The sequence below is a fragment of the Micromonospora sp. NPDC004336 genome (genome assembly GCF_053602615.1).
Map to the genome: position 1 here is coordinate 1 of NZ_JBSGDY010000320.1, position 2,860 is coordinate 2,860.

Annotated in this window: 3 protein-coding genes; 2 read left to right on the forward strand and 1 reads right to left on the reverse strand. The window is 72.8% G+C overall.

The window, feature by feature from the left end; translation table 11 throughout:
- Positions 1–666: 666 nt before the first annotated feature.
- Both ACWENR_RS30310 and ACWENR_RS30315 read left to right on the forward strand, forming a co-directional pair.
- Entirely contained in the window at positions 667–1,008 is a 342-nt protein-coding gene (locus ACWENR_RS30310; protein WP_452280362.1) for a hypothetical protein, read from the forward strand.
- A complete protein-coding gene (locus ACWENR_RS30315; RefSeq protein WP_452280363.1) occupies positions 1,005–1,664 on the forward strand; it encodes a nucleotidyl transferase AbiEii/AbiGii toxin family protein in 660 nt (219 codons plus the stop codon). Before ACWENR_RS30310 ends, ACWENR_RS30315 begins: the two co-directional genes overlap by 4 nt.
- A gap of 24 nt (positions 1,665–1,688) precedes the next feature.
- Here the strand turns inward: ACWENR_RS30315 and ACWENR_RS30320 are convergent, their stop codons facing one another.
- A complete protein-coding gene (locus tag ACWENR_RS30320) occupies positions 1,689–2,591 on the reverse strand; it encodes an SDR family oxidoreductase (RefSeq protein ID WP_452280364.1) in 903 nt (300 codons plus the stop codon).
- Between the last annotated feature and the right edge of the window lie 269 nt (positions 2,592–2,860).

Sequence of the window (2,860 nt, forward strand, 5' to 3'; positions counted from 1 at the left end):
CAGCAATACCCAGAACGCTCTTACGCATGATCGTGTTCACGATGGGCTCCATTCGGGGGTAGACACCCACGGCCGAAAGGGGGTCGGCGTGTGGGTGCAAGCACCGTCCGGCGCTCAAGAGGAACTCGGGGGGATCCGGCAATGGTGTGCCGGGAAGAATCAGACCGGCCTCGCGCGGGGCCGAAAGGGTGGCCCGATGTCGCGGGGCGGCGGACGCCCTCGCGTCGGCCGGACCATGTGTAACGACCACCGGCCCGCCATCATTCCGGGGCCCGGCACCCCCACCACGATGGGCGGGAGCGGTTCCTGCTCGGCACCCTCACCACGAGGGGCGGGAGCGGTTCCTGCTCGGCCGTACGCAGGGTGTAACGACCCCGGCCCGGCCACGATTCCGCGCCCACGATGCCCCCGGTCACACCCCGAAACCAGACAATGGCCCCGTCGACGCCCGACGCCGGACAGACAACGGCGCGCGCTCCGAGATCTTGGCGAGAAAGCGCCCCTCCGGGGGCCGTTTCCGACCAAGATCTCGCGAGATCCCTCGCGGGCCCAGTGTCCGGTCTCGGCACGGGTGCCCGGTGCGGAGCAGCACCGAGGCGGTGGTGCGGCGCGACACCGGGCGAAACCGCGAGCCCGGCCGGGCCGACCTGGCGTTACCCTGACAGCATGCAGGCCCTCTCCCCCGCTCCGACCCGCACGGCCCACCTGGCCCGTCCGGGCCGGCCCGCCGTGGTGGCCCGCACGCTCACCGAGCTGACCGGGCCCACCCGTGGCGTCGTGGAACTACCGGTGCGGCTGATGTGGAACGCCGACCGCACCTTCGACCTGGGCGATCCGGACGAGCTGCTCTGGATGTACGAGAACGTGCTGCGGGAGACCACCCGGGTGGAGGACCTGCGCCTGCTCGTCAACGGGCGCTCCCTGCGCCGGGTGTGGCGGCTGCTCAACCTGCCCCGGGGCGTACGCCAGGCGTGGGAGAGCCGCCACCGGGGGCTGCGTACGGCGTGAGCACCCCGCACCCGCACGAGTTCTACCGCGAGGTGGCCCGGGTGGCGCTGTCCGCCGCGGGGCCCTACCGGTTCGTACTCGGGGGCGGGGTGGCCTGGGCGGCGCACGGCCTGGTGACCCGCCCGACGGAGGACGTGGATCTCTTCGCCGACGTCGAGGGTGCCGCCGCCGCGGCGGCCGACGGGGTGCGGGCGGCGCTGGAGCACGCGGGGTTCGAGGTGACCGACGCCGACCCCGACAGCGAGCTGGCCGAGTTGTTCGACGGGTTCGACCGGGACCTGAGGGACTTCGTGGTGAGCCGGGACGGGCGACTCATCCGGCTCAGCCTGGCCCGCCTCGACCGGCACCGCAGCCCCGTGGTGATGGATCTCGGCCCGGTCATGGACGTGCGCGACCTGATGGCGAACAAGACCGCCGCCCTGGTGAACCGGCGGGAGGTCCGGGACTACATCGACGTGGCGGCGGCCCTGGAACACCACGACGTGACGGAGCTGCTGGAGCTGGCCCGCCAGCTCGACCCGGCCCTGGACGAGGAGGACGTGCGGGCAGCCGGCCGGTACCTCGACCGGCTGCCCGACCGCCGCTTCGCCCGCTACGGCCTGGACGCCGCCGCCGTCGCCCGGGTCCGCACCCGTCTCGTCCCCTGGCCCCGCTGACGCGGCGGCACCGCGCTGCGGGGACTACTTGGTGGGGCGCCCGCCCGTGACGCCGAGGATCTCGCCGGTGACGTAGCTGGACTCCTGGGAGGCGAAGAAGACGTACGCGGGCGCCAGCTCGGCCGGCTGGCCGGGGCGGCCCTCCGGGGTGTCCTGACCGAACTGCTCGACCTTCTTGTCGGGCATGGTCGCCGGGATCAGCGGCGTCCAGATCGGGCCGGGCGCCACCGCGTTGACCCGGATGCCCCGCTCGGCCAGGTCGGCGGCGAGCGCCTTGGTGAAGTTGGCGATGCCGGCCTTGGTGGTGGCGTAGTCCAGCAGTTGCGGCGACGGGTCGAACGCCTGGATCGACGACGTGTTGATGATCGCCGACCCCTCGGCCAGGTGCGGGATCGCGGCCCGGCAGAGCCAGAACATCGCGTAGAGGTTGGTCTTGAGGACCCGGTCGAACTGCTCGTCGCTGATGCCGAGGATGCCCTTGTCCTGCGACATCTGGTAGGCCGCGTTGTTGACCAGGATGTCGATCCCGCCGAGGTCGCGCACCGCGCGCTCGATCAGCTCCTCGCAGTGCCGCTGGTCGGTGATGTCGCCGCGTACCGCGACGCCCCTGCGGCCGGCCTCCTCGACGAGCCGCACGGTCTCCCGGGCGTCGGCGTCCTCCTCCTCGCCGAGATAGGAGATGAGCACGTCGGCGCCCTCCCGGGCGTACGCGATGGCGATCGCGCGGCCGATGCCGGAGTCGCCGCCGGTGATCACCGCCCGCCGGCCCTCGAGCTTGCCGCTACCCCGGTACGACTCCTCGCCGTGGTCCGGCTTCGGGGTCATCTCCTGCGTCGAGCCGGGCGGCGTCTGCTGCTGCTTCGGTTGCCCCTCCTGCTGGCCGTACTGGCTGGTGGGGTCCTGCTGGGTGTGCTGGTCCTCGCTCACCGACGTCTCCTCGCGCACCGGTCGGGTCTGGTCCCCCACCGCCCTACCCTGCCCGGGCGGGCGGAAACGAGGTCGGCGGTGTTACACCGGACGGCCCCGGGGCGCCGGTGGTGTGAAACACCTCGGGCTGCCGTGGCAGGAGTGACGGCTGCTCGTTATGGTGCGCTCGGCGCCCCGCCGGCGCCCCGACCCCCATGGAAAGGCACCTCATGACCTCTCCCTCCGGCCCGTCGCGTCGGACGGTGCTCGCCGCCGCGGCCGCGGCGGCG

Coding starts and splice junctions, on each gene's coding strand:
- ACWENR_RS30310 (WP_452280362.1), top strand. CDS start 667: ATGCAGGCCCTCTCCCCCGCTCCGACCCGCACGGCCCACCTGGCCCGT.